The following is a 23,864-nucleotide window of genomic DNA, read 5'->3' as shown; positions in this document are numbered from 1 at the left end:
AGCAGCAATCGCATCACCCCCGTCACCCCGGAGGCTCATCAACGTAATCGCGTTGGCCGGGGGGATAACCGCCATATACGTCATGATCGCAGGCGACTACGCGTCCGGGCGGCTTGAGGGCCTCGGGGTAAATTGCAACTATTTGGGGGCAATGCTCGCGATTCCATGCGTCGCAGCCGTCGCCATTGCCAGACGGAAGGCAGCATGGCTCATTCCTGCTGGAGCATGTCTCATAGCCATCTTCGAAACGCAGTCCCGTGGAGCATTCCTCGCCACATCAGTAGGCATCTTCATCATCTTCGTCCAATCTCGTTCTCGTCTGGCGCAGGCGCTCCTCACCGTCTCCACCATCGCGATCGCAATCGTCCTTCCCGGAACCATCGACAGCTTGGCAGATATCGTGGTGGGTGGCCGCTCTGAACCCGAGTTGAGCCACAACTCGGCCGCTCGGATAGCCGTCGCCGGGTTCGCCATTCAGGTGATCGCCGAGCATCCCGTCAGAGGCATCGGAGATGGCCTGTTCGCCTCACACGCGGCAGAATCCTTGAACTTCGGCATCTACATGGCCACACACAACGACTACCTCCGCCTGGCCGCGGAGTCCGGCATCATCACCTTGGCGGTCTTCCTGGTCTTGATATGGCTGGGCATCAGAGGCCGAAGGACCGACGAGTTCGCGATACTCCGAGGGATCGTGATCACGTACATGACAGTGCTTGTCTTCGCCAATGTTCTCACGAACCCGATTGTCAGCGTGCCGTTCTGGCTTTCGCTCGGGTGCCTAGTAGCCACAAGGTCTCTTAATGAGGCGGAAAATAAATCGCCAACGTCAGCCAATCACGGCATTCATGCATCGGCAGAAGCAGTCGAATATATACAGCCAGGGCCCGATCTGGGCGTGTCGCCGCAAAAGGCCACGACCGATCTGAGATCCTGTTGAGTAGTTCCCACTGCAAAAGATGTGCATGAAGATGCATAGGACGGCAATTGTCGAGCTCATCCTTTTTCCTTTGAACCACCATACATCCCATCCAGGACGCAACGATGAGCGTGATCTACCCTGCCAAAGGTGTCAGGCTTCGGCCGAAGAGCCTCACCTCCCAGCAGCTCCTGTCCACAGTGAACACCGAACCGCAGGCAAGCGTCACGCGCCTTCGATAACTCTCGTACTGGAAAGGCCGATGAAGCAGGTTAGCGCCTAGCGGATTTATCCATTTTTCACCGCCTCGCGATGGGTGCGCACTATTCCCCTCGCACAACTCCGGACACCTCGCCGCCGCAGCATTATGTAGATGGGAGCAAAAATGACAAAGAAAACCGTTGAGCAGCGGAACGAGGATCGCTTCGCGTTCGGTGCCAACTGGCAGGACTACCTCGACGTTGTGAATGAATCACGTGTCGAGATGGCAAAGAAGTCGCTGACCGAAACACTGGGGTTGGACGACCTTACCGGTCGCTCGTTCCTCGATGTCGGATGCGGCAGCGGGCTGTTCTCACTGGCCGCACACCTGCTTGGTGCCACGGTTCATTCCTTTGACTACGACCCGAAGTCGGTCGCCGCGGCCACAGAGTTGCGACATAGATTCGCGCCGGACAGTGACTGGAAAATCGAACAGGGGTCGATACTCGATGAGGCCTACGTAGCGGGGCTGGGAGTGCACGACATTGTGTATTCGTGGGGGGTTCTGCACCACACCGGCGCGATGCGACAGGCAATCATCACCACGTCCACTCTGGTCACATCCGGGGGATTTCTGTTCATCTCCATCTACAACGACCAGGGCCTGGCCAGCCAGCTGTGGTGGCGAGTGAAACGGCGCTACGTGCGTTCAGGACCACTCGGACGGCGCGCACTCGTCCTGGCCGGTGGTCTGTATTTCGACACGCGCCGAATCGCGGCCGCCGCCGCGAAGCGGATGTGCGGCCAACCCGTCGTCCGAACTGCCCGCCCCCGCGGCATGTCGTCTCGGCATGACCTCGTGGACTGGATCGGCGGTTTCCCATTCGAGTTCGCGACGCCCGAAGCAATCTTCAATCTTCTGCGCGAACGAGGCTACGAACTAAGGTTCCTGAAGACCTGTCGTGGCGGCCTGGGCTGCAACGAATACGTCTTCGCCTTGCCCCGTTGACCATTCGATCGGCAACACGTCTGATATATTTGCGGAATACGTGAGCGGCCAGCAGTGATCGCCATTCGAAGACACCAGCTCCTTGGCCTAGAGTCGTCAGCGGGTTGTGTTGCATGAGTGGTTCCGCGGTTTGCCTGTAATGTCCCTGCGCGGTTGATGCAGGCTGTCGCCTGACGCTGCGGGGGCGCCGGGTTCCGCGAGCCCGGTGTGCGACTCTTTTCCGAATCGCCGTGGCGGGATCCGGCGGGCGGGTCGGCCAGCCGGGCGGGGAGCGCGGCGGCTGTCGTCCGGCGCAATCGCCACCAGGGGCTGCCCCGCCCTGCCCAGCCCGGGGTAACCGAACGCACCCTCGGCTGATTGATGTCTCACCGCCGCCTGGCCCGCGACTACGAGGCTCTGCCTGTCCGCTCCGAAGCAATGATCCACATTGCCATGATCGACCTCATGATCCGCCGCCTCACCGGCGAATCCACCCGACCTGGCAGGATCTAGCTAACCAGCAAGGGCAATCGCCGAAAGACACACCCCTTTCAATGAGGTAGCGCGGCGAACACCGAACGTAAGATCTCATGCGTGAATTGTGACCAAGGTGAGGTAGCGGCAGACAGCCTGACATTGCGAGATCGGCGTGTCCTCCTCGTCCTGGGCCAGCTGAGAGTCGGCGGCACGGAGAAACAGGTCATTTTGCTCGCTCAGGGGCTACGTTCACGAGGCTTCCTCGTACACGTTGCCCTCCTCTTCGAGGGCGGACCGCTGGAGGACGACCTGGTGTCGGCCGGGATTCCCGTCCACCACCTGCATTTGCGCCGCGGGAACTCGGTTGTGCACAACCTGATGGCCTTCGGGCGCCTGATCGGCCTGTTCCGAAGAATCCAGCCTCACGTCGTTCACGCATTCCTCTATCACAGCTATGTCCTAGGCGCTCCAGCGGCGTACATCGCTCGGGTTCCTGTGGTCGTCGCGGGCCGCCGAAGCTTGAGCGACTTCAAACGAGGGCGGCGCTGGGTCTTCGCACTGGAGCGGGCGGCCACCAGGATCACGCACCACATCGTCGCCAACGCGATCGCGGTGGCGGAGGATGCGCGGACGGTCGAGGGGGTTCCTCACGACAAGATCAGCGTGATCTACAACGGCCTGACGCGCTCCGCATTCGTACAGCCGACCACGACATGCCTGGCTGCCCCAAGGCCGATCGTGCTCTGCCTGGCGAACCTCAAGCCCGACAAAGGCCACGAGTACCTTGTCGAAGCAGCCGCCAGGGCAAAGACACCGCTTACGTTGGCCCTGGTCGGCAGCGGTCCCAGGCGTGATCAAATCGCCCAGCACGCCTCCCGCCTGGGGGTGCACGTCGAGTTGCTCGGCTACCGATCGGACGTGACCCCCTATCTCTTCAGCGCGGACGTCGTCGCGCTTCCCTCGCTGCACGAGGGGATGAGCAACGCGATCATGGAGGCGATGGCCGCGGCCCGGCCCATCGTCGCCACCGCGGTGGGAGGAAACGTCGAACTGCTGGAGGGACGCGGGCTACTGGTACCTCCCAGAGACCCGGACGCTCTCGCCGCGGCCCTCGATCGCCTGCTGCAGGACCGGAAGTGGGCCGCGGAACTGGGGATGGCCGCCAGGTCCTGGGCGATGAAGAACCTGGATCTCGACACCATGGTCGACCAGCACGTCGACCTTTATCTGCGGCTAATGGAGAGACGATGTGTGGCATAGCGGGCGTCATCTCATCAGCCGGCGTCGATCCCGACCTGGTACGGGACATGTGTCAGGTCATCCGCCACAGAGGCCCGGATGGTGAGGGTTACCACGTCGAGGCCAGCGCTGTCCTGGGGATGCGCCGCTTGGCGATCATCGATGTCGACGGCGGGGAGCAACCCGTCTCCAACGAGGACGGCTCTGTCGTCGCGGTCTTCAACGGGGAGATCTACAACTTTCCCGAGCTACGCCGACATCTCCTGGACCGCGGTCACCTATTGAAGTCTGAGGGCGACTCGGAATGCCTGGTCCATCTCTATGAGGAATACGGTGACGATCTCGTCCATCGGCTCAGGGGGATGTTCGCCTTCGCCATCTGGGATCGATCCAGGCAGCGCCTCCTCCTCGCCCGGGACCGCGTGGGGAAGAAGCCTCTTTACTGGTGCCGCGACCACCAGTCCATCCGTTTCGCGTCGGAACTGAAGTCGCTCATGCGGGACCAGACCATTCCCCGAGAAGTGGACCTGGTTGCCCTGCATCACTACCTGACCTACCAATACGTCCCCGCCCCCTGGTCGATCATCCAGAACGTCCGGAAACTCCCGCCCGGACACCTGCTCGTCTGGGAACGGGGAGTCGAGTCCGTACGTCAGTACTGGCAGCTGGATTCGATGCCGCGTACCGTCCTCAACGAGTATGACGAGGAGGATCGTCTGCGGGAGTTGCTGCTCGAGGCCACCCGGATCCGCATGACGAGCGAGCGCCCCCTCGGGGCGTTTCTCTCCGGAGGGATCGACTCGTCCGCCGTGGTGGCGGCGATGGCGATGCAGACGAGTGAGCGCGTCAGGACGTTCAGCATCGGCTTCGAGGACGCTCGCTTCGACGAGCGCAGTCATGCCCGGCTCGTGGCCCAGCGCTACGACACCGACCACCATGAACTGGTGGTCACGCCCGCCCTTCTCGACGTGCTTCCGCGAATCGCGTGGTGCTTCGACGAACCGTTCGCCGACTCCTCCGCCATCCCGAGTTATTACGTCGCCCAGCTCAGCCGGCAGCATGTGACAGTCGCTCTGAACGGCGACGGCGGCGACGAGTGCTTCGGCGGCTACCTGCGCTACGTCCTCGCCGCTCGACTCTCGAAGATCCCGGTCTTTCCATCTTTTCTCGCACCCGGGTTGTCACGCCTCGGCACCATGCTCATCCGACGGGACTCACGCACCTTCTTGCGGCGGGCGGGAAGGGCTCTCCAGTACGTAACCCAGCCCCAATCCCGGCGCCACGCGGTCATGATGTCGTACTTCACTCCGGAGCAGAAGACATGGGTCTATACCGATGCTCTTCGGGCACAGTTGAGAGAGATCGACAGCTTCAGTCTCCTCGACGACGCTTATCTGGCCTCGAATGCCGACACCGGCCTGGGGCGGATCTTGCAAGCCGATGTCAGCACGTACCTTCCCGGGGACCTTCTCGTGAAGGTCGACATCACCACAATGGCGCACTCGCTGGAAGCACGGTCGCCGCTGCTCGATCACAAGCTGATGGAGTGGGCTGCCGGACTGCCCATAGGGCTCAAGATCTGCGGAAAGGAAACAAAGCGGATCTTTCGGCGGGCGGTAGCGCCATGGCTACCGGACAAGCTCGTCACTCGCCCGAAGCAGGGCTTTGGTGTCCCACTGGCCACGTGGCTCCGCGGTGAGCTGCGAGAACTCGCCTTCGACACCCTTACCGACCATTCCGCACGCAGCCGGGGCTACTTCCGGCCGGAGGCCGTCCTCCAACTCCTTCAGAGCCATCAGCGGGGCGCCGATCACAGCCGGCAGATCTGGGCGCTCCTCCAGCTCGAACTGTGGCACCGCGCCCATCTGACGACGGCACCCAGGTGCTCCGTGCCGTGACGTCCGACCGAGCAAATGTCGCCTTGACCGCTGCCGCCCAAGTCCTCCGGGTGGTATTGGCCGCGACGACTGGTGCCATTCTCGCCCGCACTCTCCAGCCCGACGGCCGCGGTGTGTACGCAGTGATTACTACCACAGCCACGACAGCGATCATCATCGGACATCTATCGGTTCCGCACTCACAGATCGCGTTCTGGGGCGACCGCCTGCTGAACCGCGCCCTTACCGCGAACGGCCTCATCCTCGGCCTGGTCTCAGGATCCGTAGCCGCTATCTGCACTGTCGCCTTGACACCGTTGATCCTTCCCCATGAAGCAGGGCTCCTCGCGGCGGCTGTACTGGTGGCGGCACCTTTGGGCGTTGCCGCGGTGAACTTGCAGCGCGTCCTTCTGCTCGAAGCTCATGTGGCCACCTCCAACCACGGCGTCCTCCTCTCGGCCCTGGCCCAATGCGTCCCGACCGCAGTGCTGGCGGCGACGGGTCATGTGACCATCGCGACCGTGATCGTTCTGTGGTGCGCATCCACGGTCCTTCCGCTGGGCCTGTACGTCTGGAAGCTCCGCCCCGCCGTCGCTCACGCCGACCGGGAACTCGCCCAACGACAGCTCAGCATGTCGTACCGCTATCACATCGGGCTGATCTCCCTGCACCTGTTGATGACGATTGATGTCCTCCTGCTCAACGCCATGACGTCATCGGCAGAGGTCGGGATCTACACCGTGGCGGTGTCAGTCCTGTCCCTCGCGAATGTACCCACGGACGCCATCATGCAGGTCGTCCTCCCGCGGCAGGCCGCTCCCGACATGACGAACTCCCGGTCCGCCACTGTCCGAGCACTTCGATGGACCATGCCGTCCTCATTGGCCTGCGTAGGAATGCTGGCCGCTGCCTCGCCGATCGTCGTCCCCCTGATGTACGGCGACGCGTATGGGGGCAGCATCGCAGTCCTCCTGGTGCTGGCGCCCGGAATAGCCGCACTCTCCGTGGTCCGCCTGATGGAGCAATATCTGATACGGCTCCAACGGCCACTGTCTATGGCGGGGGTTTGTCTGGGAGCGCTCGCCATCAACGTTGCTCTCAATCTCGTGTGCATTCCCCGGTGGGGCGCCGTCGGAGCCGCGTTGTCGTCGACCGTGTCCTATGGGTTGCTGTCGCTTGCCCAGTTCATTCGGTTCGCCCGGGCTCATCGGTCTTCCACGGGTTCCCCGATTGAGGACCGTGTATGAGCGGGATCCCCGCAGCTCCCCGATCTCACTTCGCTGGCCAACTCGGTCTCAGGCAGCAAGGGCGAATTGCCCCACTGGCGCCGAGCGAGGCGCGAATCGTGTACTTGTGCCACCCCTGCGTATTGGTCTGCTCGTTGGGGCGGTTTGGAATCGACACGCAAAAGGTGGCGCTGAAATGGGCGATATGAGGACACCTTGCGCTTACAGTCAGTGATATCTCATCTCGAGGTGACGGGGGTCCGATATGAGAGAAAAACTGGTGGTCGTCGGCCAAGGTTACGTTGGCCTGCCGCTGGCGATGCGTGGCGTCGATGCGGGATTCGACGTCGTAGGGATCGACGTGGACGAGTGGCGCGTCAAGCGGTTGAACGCCGGCGAGTCCTATGTCGAGGACATCGTTGACGACCAGGTGAAGGCCGCTCTGCGCTGGGGCCGTTACATGGCCAGCACCGACTACGCCGATGCCAAGGACTTCGACATCTGCCTGATCACTGTTCCGACTCCTCTGCTCGAGGAAGCTCCGGATCTGCGTCATATCGCCTCGGCAGGTCGTTCCATCGCGCCGCTGATCAAGCGAGGATCCACAGTGGTCCTGGAGTCCACCACCTACCCCGGCACCACCGAGGAGTATCTTCTCCCGATCCTGGAGAAGGGCTCCGGACTGCGCGCGCCCGATGGCTTCTTTCTTGGCTACAGCCCGGAGCGCATCGACCCGGGGAACTCACGGTGGCGGCTGGAGAACACGCCGAAGGTCGTATCGGGCATCGACGAATATTCGCTCAAGAAGATCGAGACGTTCTACCGGCAGATCGTCCGGGACGTCGTTCCCGTCTCCTCCCCCCAGGTGGCCGAGCTGTGCAAGCTCTTGGAGAACACCTTCAGACACGTCAACATCGCCCTGGTGAATGAGCTGTCCATCTTCGCGCAGCAGCTCGGGATCGACGTCTGGGAGGCGATCGACGCCGCCTCCACCAAACCATTCGGTTTCATGCGTTTCACACCGGGCCCCGGCGTCGGCGGGCACTGCCTGCCGATCGACCCGTCGTACCTGTCGTGGGCGGTCAAGCGCGGCCTGGGACACAATTTCCGGTTCGTTGAGCTGGCCAACGACATCAATAGGGGCATGCCGGAGCATGTCATACGGCGGCTGGCCATGGCGCTGAACAGACGTGCCAAGCCGATCAAGGGCAGCCGGCTGGTCCTGCTCGGACTCGCCTACAAGAAGAACGCAGGAGACTGCCGTGAGTCCCCCGCGATGGAGGTGGCCAGGTCGCTCTCCAAGCTGGGCGCCCAAGTACGAGCCGCCGACCCGTACGTGAAAGGCTTCTTGGCCCCGCCGAACATCAAGCTCATCGAGGCAAGTCGCCGCGAATTCGAGCAGGCTGACGCTGTCGTCGTCCTCACCGACCACGACTGCTTCGACTACGAGATGATCGAGCACGTGAGCCCGTTCGTCTTCGACACGCGCAACCGCTGCCGGGGGCCCAATGTCGAACGGCTCTGACCCGATCGCCGCAAACCTGGTCTCAGTCGTGCGGCTGCGTCAGGCTCATCTCGTCTAGCGCGTCCATGATGAACGCCGTGAACCGAAATGTCACTGCAACGTCGTGGCTCGCACGACTACTCAGGCTGGTGCGGGGAGCCGGAAAGCGGCGTAGTCGCCGGCACGGTACTTCAGCTCAGCGAACTCCCCAAGCCGGGAGGAAGGGGGCAGGCGGCGTTCGTCCACGAGGAGCCACCGCACCCCGTACTGCTCTCGCAACCGCTGGATCGTAGCCTGTGACGGCGCCAGGAAGGCCGCTTCATTCGCCCCGAATCGTTCCCGATCCCAGAAGGGCTGGTGCTTCGCCAACTGTCCTTGCTTCCAGCGATCCAAATTCTTCGCCGTGTATGCCCACCCTTCGACGAGCATGCGCCGCTCGGCCAGCGCAGACATCCAGGTGTGGTGGCTGTCGCACGGCTTCTCGAAGCCCCAGCGGCAGTGCACGTTCGTGGCCACCAGATCATCAGGCGCCGAGTGGCTGCGCACCCATCGTGCCACTGAGAGCGCGCCTTGCGGAATCGCCGCAGCCTGCGCCGCCGAGGCGGACGACTCCTCGCCACTGCGTGACAAGTGGGAGAGAACACGTGCGTGGTGGGCAGCAGGCAGACCGATGGCGGCCATCGCCGAGATCACCAGAGCCCATCCGCGCAACCCCCACCCCGCAGCCACCAGGACGGTGGCCCCTATTCCGACGAGAACCGCCAGCGTGAGGTACGGCCAGTAGAGGACGATGGCCAGTCGGCCAGGATCGAGCGGCGATCGAACGCCCCACAGGATGGGAATGGCGTAGGCACCGACCAGTCCTATCCCCATGGCGTACAGGGCCGTGCGGATCGGCACACGTGCTCGCCGCAGAATGACGAGGCCCCCGAACACGGCCACGATCGCGAGGTAGGGATAGGACGCCCACAGGAAGTAGACCTGGCTCCTGCCCGGATGATCGAACATGACCACGGAACCGAGGCCCGCGGCGGCTATGCCGAGCATGAACACCACATCGGTGCGGATGAGCAGTCTCGGACGACTCAACAGGCCGAGGACCGGGCTCCATGTGACAGCCCACGCCAGTAGGTATACCGCTGCGACCCCGAGCAAAGACAGCGGAGGCGGATAAGAGTCCGCTGGCGTGTCGGTCAGGTCTCGCCAAATCGTGCCCATGTATGAGAAAGGCGCGATGAGCAGCCCCTGTCGAGCCCCGCCGAACAGCATGAACTGCGCGAAGAGGAGGCACACGCCGGCCATGAGGAGCGCGGCGAGCGTGGGCCACACCAGTCGGCGCCGTCTCCACCGCGCCACTGCTGCCACCGCCACCAGTCCGGCGACGAGCATGGGGAGACACGTGGCTTTGGCACCCATCACCGCCATGAGAAAAACTCCCAGGAGGAGCCATATCGCAGGGTCGTGCCTGTGCGGCCCGTGCAGGTCGAGCGCGATAAGCACAACCGGCGCGAACAGTAGCGCCGCAAAGGTGAACGTCGGGCTTCCCCACGCGGCATCGTGGATCCCGCCCCAGGTGAAAGTCGCGAACGAACCGAGAAACAAGCGGGGGGCACCCAGGGCGAGCGTGACCGCGACGGCGAGCACGGCGCCCTTCCACGAGTCCATTATCCGCCGTGCGAGCATCGCGACCAGGACGACGAACGCGGCCAGCATGGGAAGCATGCCCAGACGGAGCAGCAGTACCAGCGGTTCCAATCCGCTGATCCAGCTGGCGGCGGCCAAGTGCGCGTAGACGAACCAGTGGTAGGAAAGCGGTTCGCCGGCAACCGCGGCGCCCATCGGTGGCATGTGATGTTTCAATTCACCGATGAGGCTCAGGTGAAAAGGCGCGTCGACAGGATACTTCGTCAGTGCAGGCCAGGTGAGCGGTCCGGCGCTGAAGTGGTTGTGGGCACTGTTGGCGACCAGATAGCAGACGATCAGCGCGAGCGCCCATGACCACCAAACTGGTGCGGACGGCCTGGGGTTGGCCTTCCAGTGCACACGGAGCCGGGGCACGACGAGGAAGCTGGCGAATGCGGCAATCGGCCACGCCAGGACGAGATACGGGAATCCCGCCGCCCTCGCCGCAATGTAGGCCGCCAATTCCACAGCGAGTCCGAGCGTCAGGCCCAGCGCCAACTCCTCTGCCAGGGTGCGCGTGCCGCTGTAGAGAGCACGGATCAGCAGGAGGCCCGGAAGCGCGAGGCACAGCATAAGATACGCGCTGTAGAAAGCCAGATCTGAGACGGAAACGCCATAACGATTGAGCACGGCCGCGGTGAAGCCAGCTGTTAGCACTCCCGGCAGCCATGCGAACGCACGCCGTGTCCACGAGCGGACGGAATATTGCCTCCGCCCGAGAAGCGAGATCGGTCTAATGTTCCTCAGCGATCCACGCGCATATCCTTGTTGAGAAATTGACATAGACTGAGTCTGGCTCTACTAGCGATCATCATGAGTTCAGGCGCCCGCCACTGGGCAGAGTCCTTGCCATTCTCTAACAGGGTCATGAGCGAGCATTGCCTATGACACAGAAATACCGGTTCACGAACCCACGGTTCAGAGCAGAGGGTCAAGAAGTGGCCTCTGCATGAGTGCGAGTGCCAGGCGTCGTGCGGCTGGTTGGCGCGGTGCGCAGGGCTTTGGCGCGGGCCACAGCGTAGGCCATTGCCACGCACGCTAGGGGGATTGCGGGTTGAACATAGCGGTAGTCGGCCTGGTTCATACCTGTCGCGAGCACCACGAGTGCAACTGCCGCCGTCCACGGTAGTAGCAACCGTACTGGTAGACGTTTGTAGCGCAGTGCGAACACCACGGGTATCGCAATCAACGCGAGCAGGACCGGCCCGGACAGGTAGATCCGATGCTCGTACCATTCGAGAAACCTGGTGAAAGCTGGGATCTCGGCGGGCGCACCCCCATAACCATACGTTGCCGCAATGTCCATAGCCTGCGGTGGGACTCCCTCACCTCCGGAGCCGGCAGTCAGGAAGGCGGCAGGCGGATGCCCCATGAGAAAGATGTGGGTCGCCAAGTCGCGTGCCACTGTCAGGGCGTAGTCCACAGGCTGAGCAACGATGGCGCGCAGGGCGAACTGTCGCGCAAGGGAATTGTTGTCCGGGCTGAACGGATGGCCTTCCGTGGCGTACAACCAGGCATTAGGACGTGTTATGTAAACTCCTGGCCAGGCATCTATGGCGCGGAGTGATTCCGGTGGGCATAGTGGGACGAGATCGGCCGGGGGACGTATCTTGGCGCAGTCGGCGAACGACATGGTGCGCGACCAGAGGATTAGCCCGTCGCTCGTGGTGACGGCGAACGCACCGTGGTGTGCCTGAAACCACAGACCATAGGCAAAGAGCGGTGCGAGGCAACTCGCCATGGCCACAAGCAACGTGCGGAGCCTGGCTCTCTGCACTAGTAGGATCAGCAGGTAAAGCGCCACCAGTGGCAGCGCTATCGATCTGGTGAGCGTAGCGGCGCCGAGTAGCACTCCCGCCAATGCTGCCGTTGGCGCTGTAGGTCGATGCCGCCAAAGGGCGGCGGCGACAGCACCGATCAAACAGCCTGTGAACAGCGTTTCGCTGAGCAGGGAATGCTCCAACCCAAGCTGGCGAGCATCGAAGAGAACCGGAAGGGCAGCCACCACTGCCAGCATCGGGCGCACCTGCCATCGGCGGAGCAAGACATAGACCAAGATGCCGATACCGATTCCCATGGCATGTTGGGTCGCTGCTACGAGAACATTGCTATGAAAGGGCAACAGCATCCGAAGGAAGGCTGAATAGCCCAGAGGTCTTATGGGGTTAGGAACGATCTGCAGTGCATGGTGCACGTAGTCGGCTGAATCTCCGTACCAGAATGCTCGTTGATAACCAAGCATGACCGCCACACGTATCAGCACGGCGGCGGTGACCACGAGGACGATCGGTGCACATACAGCAGTAAGCAGGAGTGATTGAGGAGGGGCGATGGCAGAGCTATCGGCTCTCAAGTCACCCGACGATTTCCCCCGACGCACTCGATTCACGAGACGACTACGCATAATTTGATCCACAACTTTTGTCTTCATGGACGCGCCCATTCGCGCTTGCCGAAGCCGGCTATCCACAACGGGAGAGCCTTCTCGTCTCCGGCATTGAACATCGCTGCCGCTACAGGAACCTGCCCCTGGAGTCCCGGCATCACGTGCCGGTGGCTCCCGCTTAAGGTCAGGTGTCCGATAAGGCGTGAGTCACTCCCTCCGCGTCGAGCAGCTTACGGATCATTCCGGTGAAGTCGACGGTCGGGCGCCAGCCGGTGACCTGGCGGAGCTTCGCTGGATTGCCGATCAGTGTTGTGCCGCCGCGCGTGAGCACACTGGGGTCTTCGCGCACGTGCCGCGACCAGTCGAGCCCAGCCAGCGCGAACGCGGTCTGGGCGAACTGAGCCACCGTGTGGCCCTGGCCGGAGGCGACAATGAAGTCACCGGGCTCCGAGGCTGCCAGAATCTCGGCCATCGCTGCCACATAGTCGGGGGCGTACCCCCAGTCCACAACCGCAGAAAGCCGACCCAGCGTCACCTGGCCGTCGCCCTCGCGCTGGATCCGGGCGGCCGCTTGCACGATCTTGCGGGTCACGAACCCTGGGCGCCGCAGTGGCGACTCATGGTTATAGAGGATCCCCGCGGAGATGAACAACCCGCTCTCCCGGTAGGCGCGGCAATGCAGCAGGCCTGCGGCCTTGGTGATCCCGTACACCGATGTCGGCCGCAACGGGGTGGACTCGTCCTGTATCGGCTGCGTCGGCTCGCCGAACACGTGCGACGAGGCGGCATAGAAGAGCCGGGTGTGCGGCGATTGCCGGCGGATCGCCTCGGCGAAGAACACCACAGGCAAGGCGTTGACCTCGTACGATCGCCGGGCGAGCCCGGCGGGGTCGCCCGGAACTCCTTGCGAGGAGTGCTGCACTGCCGCCAGCAGGTAAATCTCGTCCGGCCGTGCCTTGCGTACCAGGTCGGTCACCTCCTCCGGGGAGGTGATATCGGGGCCCTGACGGCCGACCGGAGTGACATCGTCGCCGCGTGCCGCGAGCAACTTGCACAAGAGCGTGCCGTCTTGCCCTCCTGCTCCGATGACGACCGACCTTGACATGGATCACACCACCGTCAACTCGGGCAACGGGAACACCAATCGCCCACCACTAGCCAAGAAGTCACGCTCCCGCTCGACGATATTGGCGCGGTAGATCCATGGAAGGACCAGGAACTGGTCGGGGCGTCGAGCTCGGGCCTCGCTCTCCGAGACGATGGGGATTGCGGTGCCCGGCGTGAAGCGGCCGTATTTGTCGTCGTTGACCTCCGCTATGCAGGGCAGGTCCGCCTCGCTCAGACCGCAGAACTGCAGAACTACGTTGCCCTTGGTGGATGCGCCGTATCCGAGGGTCAGCTTGTCGTCCTTGCGGGAGGCATCGAGGAAGTCGCGCAGCACGTCGCGATGGTCGCGAGCGCGACGTGCGAAGTCCTGGTACGGAGCCAGAGTGCCAAGGCCGAGTTCGGCCTCGCTCGCGCGAATGCGAGCCAGCCCGGATTCGTCCACTGGATAGCGGGACGGGCTCGGAGTGAGGATGAGGCTGAGGCTTCCCCCGTAAATGTCGGTGATCTCGCCATGCACCACCGTCAGCCCGGCCCGTTCGGCCATCCACTCGATCTGGCGCAGGGCGTAATAGTTCAGATGCTCGTGGCACACCACGTCGTAGGCGGTACTCGCCAGCATCGCGGGCAAATAGCTCTGCTCCGTCAGCCAAATGCCGTCCTCGGCCAGCACGTCTCTCACATCGCGCATGAAGCGGAGAGGGTCCGGCAGGTCGTAGAACATCGCGATCGAGGTGACCACCTTGGCGCGCCGGGAACCGTACGCGCGGTTGAAGACATCCTTGGTGAAGAATTCGGTGATCAGCCCCACATGCGGGGGGTACCACGGGCGGAATTTGATGCCCGTCGGGTCGATCCCCACGAGCTCTGGACCGTCCTCCGGGTATGCGCGTAGCAGAGTGGAGTCGTTACTGCCGATGTCGAGCACCAGGTCGCCGGAGCCGAGCGCGACCATCGAGGTGATCTCGGCGACCTTCTGGTGCAGGTGCTGCACCATCGACTGGTTCAAGCCGGACCTGTAGCCGTATTGCTCGCCATACATGAGTCCGAGGTCAGTGGTGTGCCGGAGCTGGACCAGGCCACAACCCGCCGGCGAGCAGACGATCAATTCGAGGGGAACCGCCGGTACGTGCTCGCCCCTGGTGCGGGGAAAAGCCCCGGTAAGGGCCTGCCAGCCCAGGTCGAGTACCGGCACCAGTTCCCCGTTGCCGCAGATGCGGCACTGATCGATTGCGTTGTGTGTCATTCTTGCCTCAAATCGTGTTCCACCATCAGACTGACCAGCTCGTTGAAGCGAGTCTTGGGCTCCCAGTTGAGCTTCTTGCGTGCCTTGCTCGCGTCCCCCGCGAGGAAGTCCACTTCGGTGGGGCGGAAATATTTCGGATCGACCTCGACGAGGACCTTGCCGGTCCGGCGGTCGATCCCCCGCTCATCGACGCCCTCGCCCCTCCACACGAGGTCGATGCCGACATGCGCGAAGGCGGCCTCACACAGCTCGCGAACCGAGTGGGTCTCACCGGTGGCCACGACGTAGTCGTCCGGCGCAGGTTGCTGGAGCATGAGCCACATGGCATGGACGTACTCTTTGGCGTAACCCCAATCGCGGCGCGCGTTCAGGTTGCCGACGTAGAGCCGGTCCTGCTTTCCGCGGGTGACCCTCGCTACCGCCCGGCTGACCTTGCGGGTGATGAAGACCTCGCCGCGACGCGGCGACTCATGATTGAACAGGATGCCGTTGCAGGCGAACAATCCGTACGCCTCACGGTAGTTCACGGTGATCCAGTACGCGTACAGCTTGGCGCACGCATACGGGGAACGCGGATAGAAGGGTGTGCTCTCGGATTGCATGGTGTTGCCCAGCCCGCCGAAGAGCTCGGAGGATGATGCCTGATAGAAACGCGGCGATATTCCCACTTCCTTGATGGCATCCAGGATCCGAAGCGTGCCTACTGCATTCGCCTCAGTGGTGAAGTCCGGCATCTGAAAGGAAATATGGACGTGGGATTGAGCGCCTAGGTTGTATATCTCGTCCGGAGCGGCTTGTTCCAGGATCCGGTTGAGGCTGCTCGAGTCGGTCAGATCACCGTAGTACAGGCGCAAAATCCGACTCTTGTCCGAATCATGGTATATGTGATCAATTCTATGGGTATTGAAATTTGACGCACGCCGTACTATTCCATGTACTTCATAGCCTTGCTCTACGAGTAGTTCTGCGAGATATGATCCGTCTTGACCAGTAATTCCGGTAATCAGAGCCTTTTTCATTTTCTTTCCAACAATTCATGCTTATTGTATAGACCCGGCAAAGTGAGAGCTATGAAGGTGAATCCAGTAAGCTGCCTGATCTTCATTCCCACCTATAACGAGCGAGAGAACGTCGAGCCGCTCACGAACGCCATCCTCGAGCAAGGACTCGACTGCGATCTGCTCTTCCTGGACGACGACTCTCCCGACGGCACCGGCAGCGTGCTCGACAAACTTGCCGAGCGACACCCCCGGATCATGGTGCTCCATAGAAAGGGCAAGGCCGGCATCGGCTCCGCGCACCAGGCCGGTATCGCCTGGGCTTACGAACGTGGATACGAATGGCTGATCACGATGGACGCGGACTTCGCCCACCCGCCCGAGTACCTCTCGAAACTTCTTGAAGTTACTTGCGAGGACGCAACCGTGGTGGTCGGCTCGCGCTATCTCAAGCGGGGCAGCCTTCCAGGCTGGAGCGCCGGCCGGAAGATGCTGACCCATCTGGGTCATGCCGTCACGGTCGCGTTGCTCGGCATGCCGTACGACGCCACCACCGCGTTCCGCTTCTACCGGCTCGGCGACATCCCGCGGGAGACTTTCGCTCTGGTGCGTTCCCAGGGCTACTCGTTCTTCTTCGAGAGTCTCTTCGTCCTGCATGTCAACCGCTTCCCCATCCGCCAGATCCCGATCCACCTGCCTGGCCGTACCTTCGGAGCCTCGAAGATGGACTCGCGCGAGGTGGCTACCAGCGTGCGCTTTCTGTTCTTCCTGTTGGGCCGGAAGATGCTGACTCCTGGCCGCCTCCGGATCCGCCGGTGAGCTTCGCACGCAGCCAGGGCACCACATCGGCGGCCACTGGCCAGTCGGGCTCGGCAGGGTTCAGCGCGGGATACTGATCGTCCCGCCTGTTCGTGGCGAAGACGGACCGGGAGCCGATCGCGTCCCGGACCTCGCGCAGTGTGATCGAGGTCCGGGCGCCGATTTCCCACACGCCTTTCTGGTCGAGGTGGTCCGCTATCCACTTCGCACACCACTCCACCGGAGCGAAGCTTTGCAGCGAATCCCCGCGTGCGTACACCGGCTGGTCATGCAGCATGTCGATGAGAGAGCCCTTGGTAAGCCCGGCGCCGTACATCGGGCCGAGTCGTACGATCAGTGCCCCCGCCGTCTCGCACGCCTGCTCGGCGAGCGCCCGGTTGCGGCCATAGACGGTATCTGGCTGCACCCTCGCTGACATGCTGCTGACCTGGACAAACAATGTCCAACTCCAGTCTTGGAGGAGTTCCTGAGTCTTGCGCACAGTCTCGTCGTGATCGTCCAGTGGATTGTGCTCGGCCCAGTACCGTCGCGACGGGCAGGCGGCGTTGACCAGTACGTCGTACGACCCCGTCCGGTGATGGTCCGCGTAGGTGCTCCGAGTCACCGCCGCCACCTCGTGGCCGACGCCACGTAGAGCGGTAGTGAGCGCCGCGCCTACGAAGCCGCGTGCACCGAGCACGGCAATCCGTGCCATCGGCTCACCTCCTCTCTTCGAGGGTGTGCGGCAACGGCTCGACCTGAACCAACGGCGGATCACACAGGTCCCACTGCCGGGTCAGCATCGCGACGAAGGTGAGAGTCGTGACGGCATAGACGGTGTGCATGACCCCGGCAGGAGTTCGCGTGCACACCCCACGCGATACATGGATGAATTCCTCAGGACAGTCGGGATCGTCGAAGTCGTCCTTGGTCACCAGGGCACCTTGGCCATCAATGAACAGTAGATACTCCACGAAATGCGGGTGATAGTGCAGTCCTCGCACTTTTCCCGGATGCATCACCAGGAGATTGATCTCCACGATGGGCTCGGGCGGCACCCAAGTGAAAATGCCACCCCGCCCGTCTCGAATGGTAGATAGATTACATGATGGTGCAAGGACGTCAATCTTCACAGTTATCTCCGTAGATTGTCCGCATCGCTTTCACAGGCCAATAGTCCGCCATCGGGAGCCCGGCACAGTCCAGGCTGCCGGTCACTGCGGATTGCTGGTCACCCGGACCGGGATAGTGCACATCAGTGGGAACCAGACGACTGTGTCGAATTCGAAGGAGAGGCCTTACGAGTGTCATCTCCTGGCGGTCTCCGCCAGTCGGCATTGCACCGACTTCAGCCTGCTGGAAGGAAGTAGATATCGATATACAGATATACCGACCTCTCTTGCAGGCGACTGCCGGTCTGCCCAGAATCGCTCCGAGTTCCTTGTCGACACACTCCACTACATATGCGATGGTCAACGCGAGCACCGTCGGGTCGCCATTACCATATCCTCGACTTTTAATGGATAACTCCGAAGGCAAGGTTTGTTATATCTTTCTGATCGCTGAGCCCGAATCCATGGCTTGAAACCTGATGCGGGTGCCGGGAAGAGCAGCGAGATGCCCTCTGGGCTGGGATGATTGGAGTTCTTCACGATCCAATCATCCGGTTCGGAAAGGCACCTCGCAGGTGCTGCTCTTTCACGCCTCGCGCAAGACCGATGCGATCTTCGACGTTGAGCACATGATCGGTCATGTCGGGCTGGTGTCAGCGATGCGCTTGGCCGAGCGGAGCAGGCTGGACGGCCTGGTCGCTAAGTATGTGGCCCTCGCCGACGGCGAGGGGCGAACGCGGCGGCGAAGTTCGCCCCCAACGCGGCCGCGATGACGTGCGGCGACAGCAGCGTCGACGACCTGGGCCTGCTGCGCCGCGGTGGAATGGACAAGTTCTTCGACGGCGTGCACGCCCCGTCTAACTCCGATTCGCTGAACGTGCTGGCTACGGCACTGTTCACACCGCCGGCCGCTCCCGGGCAGCGGACGTGCTGCCGCAGCTCGCCGACTCGGCGTACTACCGCGACGACGTCGGTTCCGACCTGGTACGACGCAACTTCAGCGCTGACGTGCCCGGCCAGAAGATGATCGGTGACATCACGCAGATCGATACGGGTGAGGGTGCGCTTTCGGTTATCGACTGTTTCAGCAAGAGCGTGATTGGCTGGGCGCTGAACGCACGATATCCGGCGAGCTTGGTGTGTGCGGCCATCGATATGGCCGCGGCCCGCATTGAGATGTCCGATGGGGCGATCTTTCATTCTAACCCAAGCAATACACGTCGATCGAGTTCGGTGAGACACTCGGCAAGTACTACATCAGGCAATCCATCGGGCGCACCAGGAGTTTTTTCGAGGATGCGATGACGGAATCGTTCTTCGGTAAGTTGAAGACGGAGATGGTGCATCACCGGGCGTTTGCCACGCATGCCGAGGCGCGGTGCGAAGCGATCAAATGTATCGAGGGATTCTATAACCGGCGGGGCTTCACCCTGGGTTGCGATATCGCCCACCCTCAGAAGTGCTGGAGGGATGGTTCGCAGGACCGTTACCTGTTCCTTCTTGAGTAGGTGGCGAAATCGACCCCCAAGTGTGGGACGTCGATTACACCACCCGCGCTCACAGATTCGTCCTCACCGTGCTGGTACCCCTTTCACGACGGTGCCGGGTGGCACGTCGCGGACAACGCAGGCCGACGCCCCCACGATGCTGCTCTCGCCCACGGTCAGCCCCTGCAGCACCACTGCCCCTGTCCCGATCAGAGCACCTTGCCCTATCCGGCAGTCCCCGGAGATCGCCGCCGCGGGATTGACCACCACATGATCTTCGATCGAGGAGTCGTGGCCAACCGTGACGTTGAGGTTGAGGCACACATGTCGACCGAGCGAGATGTTCGTGGTCATGATCACACCAGCGCAGATCACGCTGCCCTCGGCGATCGACACCATGGAGCCCACCGTGGCACGCGGGTGCACCAGCGTCGCGGCACGATACCCTGCATCGGCGAATCGCCGGCCAAGCTGTGCACGAACACTCGGGGCCCCGATGCCGAGCACATAGTCCGCGTCCTGCCCCCGAGCCAGCCACTCATCGACCGTTCCGAGACAAGCAATCTGCCGACGTGCCAGCCGTTTGAGATTGACCTCGCTTGGTCCGTCGTCAACCACGCCGAGCAGATCGTGGCGCGTCATCCCACATGCGGCATTCACGGCCTCGACGACGTCGATGGTTGGCCTGCCGAGCCCACCAGCGCCGACGACCACCAACGGCCTTTTCACTGCGTCCTCCCTGTTACCTCGGTGCCTGTGAACTCTGGCACGGTCGCCTCGTCCGGGGCCGAAACGCCGTCCCGCCGCAGGATGACGGCCACGGTTGCGAATATGATCCACAGGTCCATCGCAATGGAGCGGCGCTGCACATATTCCACGTCGTAGGCCAACTTCTGTTCCCACGACAGCAAGTTCCGGCCCCGTACCTGAGCCAGCCCGGTCAGGCCCGGCCGCACCTCGTGTCGTCTTGCCTGCTCGGGGGTATACAAATCCAGGTAGCGAACGGGCAGTGGACGAGGACCAACCACACTCATATCGCCCTTGAGCACGTTCCACAGATTCGGCAGCTCGTCCAGGCTGCTCCTACGCAGCTTCTGGCCGAATGATGTCAACCGGTCCGCGTCGCACACCAGGCCCCGAGCAGGGTCAGGATCACACATCGTACGGAACTTGATCAGCGTGAATGGTCTGTCGCCAAGACCGGACCGTGCTTGCCGGAACAACACTGGTCGTCCTAGCCATCGGGCGACCAGTACAGCAGTCAGCAAGAGCAGCGGAGCCGTGAGCAACAAGGCCGTCAGAGCGACGAGCACGTCGATCGTCCGCTTGACGGCGTCGCGGCACGACTCGCGGAAACGCCTCACTGCTTGCGTTCCGCAAGAAGCCGGCGAATGCACGTGGCAACCCTCGCCCTCTCCCCCGCCAGGGCTCCCGATCCGCTTGGCAGGACGAGTCCGGTTTCGAAGAGCCGCTGCGCGGTTCCGTCCGTCTGAGCTCTTCGCCCCGCAAAGACCGGTTGCAGATGCATCGGCTTCCACATCGGGCGAGCTTCGATATCATCTGCCTTCAGCCTCCCGAGGAGATCAGCCACCGCCCAACCTGCTCGGTCGGGGTCGACGACGACCGCCGTCAGCCAGCAGTTGTCCGCACGATCGTCGGCACCGCCAAGGATGCTGACCCCATCGAGATCCGCGAATAGTTCGCGATACAGCTCTCGCCACTGCCGACGCCAGGCCAGCATCTCGTCGAGTCTCAGCAACTGTGCCCTGCCCAGCGCGGCCAGCAGGTTGGACAGGCGGTAGTTGTAGCCAACGTCGGTGTGTTCGTAGTGCAGCACGGGCTGACGCGCCTGCGATGCCAGGTAATGGACGCGCTCGGCCATTTCCCGATCGTCAGTCAAGAGCATTCCGCCGGCAGATGTCGTCATGATCTTGTTGCCGTTGAACGACAGTGCAGCCGCGTGCCCAAAGGAACCGGCCTGCCGCCCGCGATAGGAGGAGCCCAGTGCTTCGGTCGCGTCCGCCAACACCGGCATCTCATATTCGGCAGCAAGCGCCTCGACCGCCCCGTAGTCGGCACATCTTCCGAACAAATCCACCGGGACGATCGCCACCACGCGCTCGCCGGCAGACCGCAGAGACCGCAGAGCGGTCTCGAGCAGATCAGGAGCGATATTGCCGCTTTCGGCCTCGCAATCAACGAAGTACGGCTCCGCGCCGGTATAGACGATCGCATTCGCCGTCGCGGCGAACGTCATCGTGGAAGTCACGACCACATCGCCGGGACCTATGCCCCACGACACCAGCGCGAGGTGCAGCGCCGCCGTGCCCGAGTTGAGGGCAATCCCATGCCGGACTCCCACCCACGTCGCGACCTCTTGCTCGAAGGCCTCCACATCGGGACCTGCCGGTGCAACCCATCCCGATCGCATTGCCTCGAGAACATACTTCTCCTCGAGATCGCCGATGCGTGGAGCTGAAAGGTGGATGCGGCCAGTATGAGCGGGTTCCGGCCTCACCTCCCGCCGTTCCCTCTGTCCACCGGGCTCGCGATCTTTCGAACGCATCCCCTGTGCAGACCGCCGAACGGCCTTCCCAGTGGTGCCGGACTCCATCGTCTCCTTCGACGTCGGTGTCCCAGGAGTGTTCCCCCAGTTCATCGCCCACCGCCCCCGCTCATCTCACCGCCATGGCGCGCCTTTCCGGCTTCGGCCCGTCCACCTGGCATTCCGCCTCTGCAGATCGGCTCAGGTATGGCAGACGAGCTCCGGAAGTTCGTCGCTCAAGTACCACGCAATGGGGTCGAGCTCATCGGGGGCCATGGGGGGCACGGCGACTTGGATGATCAACGGGTGGGAGGGCCGCTCGTCGCGCTCGTCTTTGCCGAGGAGGTCCTCATGGAGCTTCTCACCAGGTTGCAGACCGGTGTAGACGATTTCGATCGGTTTTCCCGAGGCTTCGATCATCTGGCGCGCTATATCGGCTATCCGCACTGGTTTGCCTACATCGAGGACCAGAGCCACGCCCTCACCGTTCCGAACGATCGCGCCCGCGTGAATGACGAGCCGGCAGGCCTCGTGGATCGTCATCAAGAACCGAGTCACGTCTGGATGCGTGACTCGTACCGGCCCGCCAGCCGAAATCTGTGCCGTAAAGGCGTGAAGAACTGACCCCCGGGATCCCAGCACGTTGCCAAACCGTACCGATACGTGTGCGCCGCAAACAGCGTTGCGCGCCTTCCACGCAGTAAGCCTCTCCGCCAGTCGCTTGGAAACACCAAGGACACTCGTCGGGTTGGCCGCCTTGTCGGTCGAGATGTTAATGAATCGCTCGACTCCGACCACCTCGGCCGCGGCGAGCACGTTGAGCGTACCCAGGACATTCGTCTTCCACGCCTCGTGTGGAAACCGCTCCAGCATGGGCAAATGCTTCAGCGCAGCCACATGAAACACAACCTGGGGTTGATACTTGACGAAGACCGACATCAGGCTGTCGCTGTCACGAATGTCTGTGAGAACCAACCCTGAGCCGTCATGCGTTCCTCGGCCACTGATCGACAGGCTCACCGCATGCAGCGCCGAATCGTCGTGATCGAGCATGACGAGCTGACTTTGGCCAAGCCGATGAAGCTGCCGGCACAATTCGGATCCTATTGAGCCACCTGCGCCTGTTACCAGCACTCGCTTGCCACTGAGGTACCCGGCGTTCGACGGCACATGGGTGTCTATCGGATTCCGTCCGAGGATATCGGATGGAATACAGAAGGCTCGAGTCTCCGTGATGCCTACTGCTTCGTCAAGTAGCATGTCCTCTCCTGCATGAGTAACTGGCCGCGTGGGGCCCAATGGCTCCCTCGCGCTTCACGAGCAGGGAAGAGGAAGCGTGAAATGACATGGTTCGGCAAAGGACGAGAGATGATGTCGGCTTGACCAACTGGCACGCATGAGCCTGCATACGGAGACACACCTCTGACTTGATTCATATTTGCGGTGGCGAGGCCGGCGGCCAAACCTACCGCCATACAGCAGCGGAGGGAAAGCAGCCAACGACCCAATCGCCCTGCTCGAACTACAGGGAGGCGCCGTGGCGAATATCAGCTCACCGGCCCAGAACGTCCATTCGGACCCTGTCCCAGGCAAGTGGAACCGCCGTCCTGTCGGCCCACACGAAGTGACGTAGCCTTTTCATGTGACTGTCAGTGCTATTGTGAACCATGCCATATGCCGGGCAGCTTCGTCGATGACCAACGCGCCCCAGCGTGTCGCGGCGATACAAGTCTACTCGTGCGGCAGATACCGCAAGGGAATGCCGGTGCGGTCGACGTAGAAGATGACGTTCAGAGATGGCACGCAGGCGACCTCTCGTCCCCGCGCCTGTCATCCAGCCTTCCGGATGTCGGCGATCACGGGGGCCGCCCCTGCCGGCCCCGGCCATTGCGCTGGCACTTGGCCGTCTCTCCGCGTGGTACTCCTGCTCGACATCGACGGACCACAGATCGTGTGCCGCACCGTCCACGAGGTTCTCGACGGCCAGGACCCCTGTCGGTCCCGGCGGCAGAGACCTCTCAGGCGGTGAACTCCGCCGGGTTTACCTGGGCCGGGCCCTGGTCACCCGACCTCA

At 62.5% G+C, this 23,864-nt stretch carries 20 protein-coding genes; 9 read left to right on the top strand and 11 right to left on the bottom strand.

The window, feature by feature from the left end:
• Positions 1-82: 82 nt before the first annotated feature.
• From ACTMTI_RS35270 to ACTMTI_RS35245, 6 genes are all read left to right on the top strand, one after another.
• Entirely contained in the window at positions 83-940 is an 858-nt protein-coding gene (locus ACTMTI_RS35270; RefSeq protein WP_441125013.1) for an O-antigen ligase family protein, read from the top strand.
• A gap of 364 nt (positions 941-1,304) precedes the next feature.
• Positions 1,305-2,129, top strand: coding sequence for a class I SAM-dependent methyltransferase (locus ACTMTI_RS35265; protein WP_441125012.1), 825 nt, complete (start codon positions 1,305-1,307; stop codon positions 2,127-2,129).
• Between the two features lie 573 nt (positions 2,130-2,702).
• Positions 2,703-3,845 (top strand): glycosyltransferase, encoded by a 1,143-nt coding sequence (locus ACTMTI_RS35260; protein ID WP_441125011.1) that lies wholly within the window; start codon positions 2,703-2,705, stop codon positions 3,843-3,845.
• A complete protein-coding gene (gene asnB, locus ACTMTI_RS35255; protein WP_441125010.1) occupies positions 3,833-5,722 on the top strand; it encodes an asparagine synthase (glutamine-hydrolyzing) in 1,890 nt (629 codons plus the stop codon). Before ACTMTI_RS35260 ends, asnB begins: the two co-directional genes overlap by 13 nt.
• Positions 5,719-6,948 carry a lipopolysaccharide biosynthesis protein gene (locus ACTMTI_RS35250; protein WP_441125009.1) on the top strand — a complete coding sequence of 410 codons (1,230 nt, stop codon included), beginning with the start codon at positions 5,719-5,721 and terminating at the stop codon, positions 6,946-6,948. Before asnB ends, ACTMTI_RS35250 begins: the two co-directional genes overlap by 4 nt.
• A 244-nt stretch (positions 6,949-7,192) precedes the next feature.
• Complete coding sequence (locus tag ACTMTI_RS35245) at positions 7,193-8,452, top strand: nucleotide sugar dehydrogenase (protein ID WP_441125007.1); 1,260 nt, start codon at positions 7,193-7,195, stop codon at positions 8,450-8,452.
• Between the two features lie 120 nt (positions 8,453-8,572).
• On the opposite strand, the gene ACTMTI_RS35240 is transcribed toward ACTMTI_RS35245, so the two are convergent.
• From ACTMTI_RS35240 to gmd, 5 genes are all read right to left on the bottom strand, one after another.
• On the bottom strand, positions 8,573-10,744 hold the full coding sequence (locus ACTMTI_RS35240) for a hypothetical protein (RefSeq protein ID WP_441125006.1): 2,172 nt from the start codon (positions 10,742-10,744) through the stop codon (positions 8,573-8,575).
• Positions 10,745-11,045: 301 nt separating this feature from the next.
• A complete protein-coding gene (locus ACTMTI_RS35235; protein WP_441125005.1) occupies positions 11,046-12,545 on the bottom strand; it encodes a hypothetical protein in 1,500 nt (499 codons plus the stop codon).
• A gap of 139 nt (positions 12,546-12,684) precedes the next feature.
• On the bottom strand, positions 12,685-13,605 hold the full coding sequence (locus ACTMTI_RS35230) for a GDP-mannose 4,6-dehydratase (RefSeq protein ID WP_441125004.1): 921 nt from the start codon (positions 13,603-13,605) through the stop codon (positions 12,685-12,687).
• Positions 13,606-13,608: 3 nt separating this feature from the next.
• Positions 13,609-14,850 (bottom strand): class I SAM-dependent methyltransferase, encoded by a 1,242-nt coding sequence (locus ACTMTI_RS35225; protein WP_441125003.1) that lies wholly within the window; start codon positions 14,848-14,850, stop codon positions 13,609-13,611.
• Positions 14,847-15,869 carry a GDP-mannose 4,6-dehydratase gene (gmd, locus tag ACTMTI_RS35220; RefSeq protein WP_441125002.1) on the bottom strand — a complete coding sequence of 341 codons (1,023 nt, stop codon included), beginning with the start codon at positions 15,867-15,869 and terminating at the stop codon, positions 14,847-14,849. The genes ACTMTI_RS35225 and gmd overlap by 4 nt, the downstream gene beginning before the upstream one ends.
• 51 nt (positions 15,870-15,920) lie before the next feature.
• Between gmd and ACTMTI_RS35215 the strand changes: the two genes are divergently transcribed.
• Complete coding sequence (locus ACTMTI_RS35215; RefSeq protein ID WP_441125001.1) at positions 15,921-16,667, top strand: glycosyltransferase; 747 nt, start codon at positions 15,921-15,923, stop codon at positions 16,665-16,667.
• On the opposite strand, the gene ACTMTI_RS35210 is transcribed toward ACTMTI_RS35215, so the two are convergent.
• Positions 16,591-17,361, bottom strand: a complete 771-nt coding sequence (locus ACTMTI_RS35210) for an NAD-dependent epimerase/dehydratase family protein (RefSeq protein ID WP_441125000.1) — start codon at positions 17,359-17,361, stop codon at positions 16,591-16,593. The two genes, ACTMTI_RS35215 and ACTMTI_RS35210, sit on opposite strands and share 77 nt — an antisense overlap.
• A 4-nt stretch (positions 17,362-17,365) precedes the next feature.
• A complete protein-coding gene (locus ACTMTI_RS35205) occupies positions 17,366-17,779 on the bottom strand; it encodes a cupin domain-containing protein (protein ID WP_441124999.1) in 414 nt (137 codons plus the stop codon).
• Positions 17,780-18,685: 906 nt separating this feature from the next.
• Between ACTMTI_RS35205 and ACTMTI_RS35200 the strand changes: the two genes are divergently transcribed.
• Together ACTMTI_RS35200 and ACTMTI_RS35195 are read left to right on the top strand one after the other, a co-directional pair.
• Positions 18,686-19,063: a hypothetical protein gene (locus ACTMTI_RS35200; protein WP_441124998.1), complete on the top strand. Its 378-nt coding sequence runs from the start codon at positions 18,686-18,688 to the stop codon at positions 19,061-19,063.
• The gene (locus ACTMTI_RS35195) at positions 19,060-19,266 is read left to right on the top strand and encodes an IS3 family transposase (RefSeq protein ID WP_441124997.1); all 207 of its coding nucleotides are present in this window, start codon (positions 19,060-19,062) and stop codon (positions 19,264-19,266) included. Before ACTMTI_RS35200 ends, ACTMTI_RS35195 begins: the two co-directional genes overlap by 4 nt.
• Positions 19,267-19,329: 63 nt before the next feature.
• On the opposite strand, the gene ACTMTI_RS35190 is transcribed toward ACTMTI_RS35195, so the two are convergent.
• The 4 genes from ACTMTI_RS35190 to ACTMTI_RS35175 all read right to left on the bottom strand — a co-directional run bounded on the left by ACTMTI_RS35190 (position 19,330) and on the right by ACTMTI_RS35175 (position 23,050).
• Positions 19,330-19,974: an acetyltransferase gene (locus ACTMTI_RS35190; protein WP_441124996.1), complete on the bottom strand. Its 645-nt coding sequence runs from the start codon at positions 19,972-19,974 to the stop codon at positions 19,330-19,332.
• Entirely contained in the window at positions 19,971-20,609 is a 639-nt protein-coding gene (locus tag ACTMTI_RS35185) for a sugar transferase (RefSeq protein WP_441124995.1), read from the bottom strand. Before ACTMTI_RS35185 ends, ACTMTI_RS35190 begins: the two co-directional genes overlap by 4 nt.
• On the bottom strand, positions 20,606-21,811 hold the full coding sequence (locus ACTMTI_RS35180; protein ID WP_441125208.1) for a DegT/DnrJ/EryC1/StrS family aminotransferase: 1,206 nt from the start codon (positions 21,809-21,811) through the stop codon (positions 20,606-20,608). Before ACTMTI_RS35180 ends, ACTMTI_RS35185 begins: the two co-directional genes overlap by 4 nt.
• A 180-nt stretch (positions 21,812-21,991) precedes the next feature.
• Positions 21,992-23,050, bottom strand: coding sequence for a polysaccharide biosynthesis protein (locus ACTMTI_RS35175; protein WP_441124994.1), 1,059 nt, complete (start codon positions 23,048-23,050; stop codon positions 21,992-21,994).
• Between the last annotated feature and the right edge of the window lie 814 nt (positions 23,051-23,864).

This window comes from Nonomuraea sp. H19, from assembly GCF_052068215.1.
GTDB lineage: Bacteria > Actinomycetota > Actinomycetes > Streptosporangiales > Streptosporangiaceae > Nonomuraea.
Note: the sequence above shows the minus strand (reverse complement) of the source record. Positions and strands in the feature narration are given on the sequence as shown.

Coding starts and splice junctions, on each gene's coding strand:
- ACTMTI_RS35270 (WP_441125013.1), top strand. CDS start 83: ATGATCGCAGGCGACTACGCGTCCGGGCGGCTTGAGGGCCTCGGGGTA.
- ACTMTI_RS35265 (WP_441125012.1), top strand. CDS start 1,305: ATGACAAAGAAAACCGTTGAGCAGCGGAACGAGGATCGCTTCGCGTTC.
- asnB (WP_441125010.1), top strand. CDS start 3,833: ATGTGTGGCATAGCGGGCGTCATCTCATCAGCCGGCGTCGATCCCGAC.
- ACTMTI_RS35245 (WP_441125007.1), top strand. CDS start 7,193: ATGAGAGAAAAACTGGTGGTCGTCGGCCAAGGTTACGTTGGCCTGCCG.
- ACTMTI_RS35235 (WP_441125005.1), bottom strand. CDS start 12,545: ATGAAGACAAAAGTTGTGGATCAAATTATGCGTAGTCGTCTCGTGAAT.
- ACTMTI_RS35230 (WP_441125004.1), bottom strand. CDS start 13,605: ATGTCAAGGTCGGTCGTCATCGGAGCAGGAGGGCAAGACGGCACGCTC.
- ACTMTI_RS35225 (WP_441125003.1), bottom strand. CDS start 14,850: ATGACACACAACGCAATCGATCAGTGCCGCATCTGCGGCAACGGGGAA.
- gmd (WP_441125002.1), bottom strand. CDS start 15,869: ATGAAAAAGGCTCTGATTACCGGAATTACTGGTCAAGACGGATCATAT.
- ACTMTI_RS35215 (WP_441125001.1), top strand. CDS start 15,921: ATGAAGGTGAATCCAGTAAGCTGCCTGATCTTCATTCCCACCTATAAC.
- ACTMTI_RS35210 (WP_441125000.1), bottom strand. CDS start 17,361: ATGGCACGGATTGCCGTGCTCGGTGCACGCGGCTTCGTAGGCGCGGCG.
- ACTMTI_RS35195 (WP_441124997.1), top strand. CDS start 19,060: ATGACGGAATCGTTCTTCGGTAAGTTGAAGACGGAGATGGTGCATCAC.
- ACTMTI_RS35180 (WP_441125208.1), bottom strand. CDS start 21,811: ATGCGTTCGAAAGATCGCGAGCCCGGTGGACAGAGGGAACGGCGGGAG.
- ACTMTI_RS35175 (WP_441124994.1), bottom strand. CDS start 23,050: ATGCTACTTGACGAAGCAGTAGGCATCACGGAGACTCGAGCCTTCTGT.